The organism is Nostoc sp. (assembly GCF_035638895.1).
Lineage (GTDB): Bacteria > Cyanobacteriota > Cyanobacteriia > Cyanobacteriales > Nostocaceae > Nostoc.
Genome location: NZ_DASQZC010000327.1, coordinates 1 through 1,872, shown reverse-complemented (window position 1 = coordinate 1,872; position 1,872 = coordinate 1). Strand labels below are relative to the sequence as shown.

The 1,872-nt window shown below is 40.2% G+C and carries 1 protein-coding gene and 1 pseudogene; both read right to left on the bottom strand.

Features of this window, described 5'->3' with window-relative positions; translation table 11 throughout:
* Nucleotides 1–79: 79 nt before the first annotated feature.
* Nucleotides 80–1,348, bottom strand: coding sequence for a tetratricopeptide repeat protein (locus VE944_RS16150; RefSeq protein ID WP_324978706.1), 1,269 nt, complete (start codon nt 1,346–1,348; stop codon nt 80–82).
* Nucleotides 1,299–1,872, bottom strand: a pseudogene (locus VE944_RS16145) (ATP-binding protein); the annotation flags it as partial. The pseudogene VE944_RS16145 and the gene VE944_RS16150, both read right to left, overlap by 50 nt.

Here is a 1,872-nt window from a genome sequence, read left to right as displayed (position 1 = left end):
AGTCAATTCTGAGTCTGAATGGTAGGGCTTTCACCTACATCTGACCGAGAGTTCAACCTTTAATGACAGTAATCTGCTGTCAGGTTGGCTTAGTTATGTACGGACTGGATACCGCGATTCCTAAGCAACGAATCGCACGGGCAACTCTTCCCAACTCGTGGTAAGTGCCAGCTTGCTCATAGCGATCGCCAAATTCGATGTAGATTGCCAAAGCTTGTTGGTAATTGCGCCGCGCCTCCTCAAATTCCCGCAAATCTTGGGCAACCATTCCTAAATTGTGGTATATGCTAGCAGAAGAATAGCGATCGCCTATTTGTTGTTCAATTTCTAGACACTGTTGATAGAAAGTTGTCGCCTGTGTAAATTGTCTCAAGTCTAGATAAGCATTGCCCAGTTTAAACAAAGCAGCAGTTTCGCCGCGAGGATTCTGAAGTTGCTGTGAAATGCTTAAAGATTTTTGATAATAAGTAATTGCTGTATCAAATTGCCTTTGCTGCCCATAAGAATCTCCTAATGTGTTGAGGACTTCAGCATGAAAGGTGGAATCTTGATCATTAGCTATTTTTTCGGCTTCTTCTAAATATTCTCTAGCTTTGATAGGTTCATTCTTACTTAGATATGCAACTCCTAGCTGATGCAAAATATTACTACAGTTGCGGAGATTTTCTCCTGTTGCCTGATGTCCAGTAGGGTTATATTCCATTAGCAGGCGGTGTAATAAATCAATGCGCTCTTGTTTTTCTGGAGGTTCTAATCTGTCTATAATTCTCTCAGTATTTTGAGTCTCATGAATTGCATTATCTTTGGTAACTTGAGGCGTTTGAAACCGAAACATCCCTGATTGCCAAGCCCAAAAATCAGGAGCAAATTTGGCTAACCGAGTCAGGGCATAATCTGGCAGAATAAACAGAATGGGATGAGGAACAGTTCTTTTATAAGCATCTCGGACAAAGTTGAGGTCTTGTAAAACTGGCGGATAGTCTCCATAAACGCCAATAGACTTTTCTAAACCTTGTACAATCAAGACTAATTTTTTGTTAGGTTCTATTTCAATAGTTGGTAATATCTTGACAATTTCATCCCGGAGAAATCGCATATTTGCATCAGAAAAACTCAGACTAACAAACTGAATATCCCGACACTCAGGATTTGTCTTTAGCGCCTCAACTAATATTTCTACATCTGGGGGAAAATTAATTTCCACAAAACCAATGGTAAACTTTTCTGCAAAGTCTACAAAGGTGAGCAATTGAGCAAATATCTCTTGATTAAGGGCGATAAACGCTCCTATTTCTGAGTTAAGGTTGCGCTGCGAGTGCGGATTCGATGGCTTTCTGGAAGAATTCATTTTGTTTCACCACTGGATTGGGGTAATTCCACCGTTTATCGCCGTTGTATTCCAAAACTGAAGTGTTAAACAGCATTAATTGACCAATATCATCTTTGCTGACATTCTTGGAGATGCACACTTGGGCTAAAAACGCATAATGTTCTTCAGGAATAAACCTTTCAAAACTAAATTGCTGTTGTTTCACAGCATAGATAATATCTTCGGCAATAATTTTGGGATGTTTGCGAGTACTAGCAGTTTGGCAAGCAGTCCGCATCATCTGCATTAATTGGCGGACATGTCCTCCACTGGCTTTTGCTAAACCTAGCAATTCCTGGCGAGATTCAAATACAGCATCAATATCTACCCGCTTTTCAATAACACTGGCAACTGCTTCTAGCCCCGTTTGATTGTAGTTTAAATGGCAGCGATCGCGTTCAAATTCATAAATATTCACCATTGGGACAATATGAGGATTCCCATCAAACTGATTGAGTGGGTTTTTAGGCGAACAAAGCACAGAAATTGGAACTGTATAAATT

Excerpts from the sequence above, each read along its gene's own strand:
- VE944_RS16150 (WP_324978706.1), bottom strand. The coding sequence starts at position 1,348 with ATGAATTCTTCCAGAAAGCCATCGAATCCGCACTCGCAGCGCAACCTT.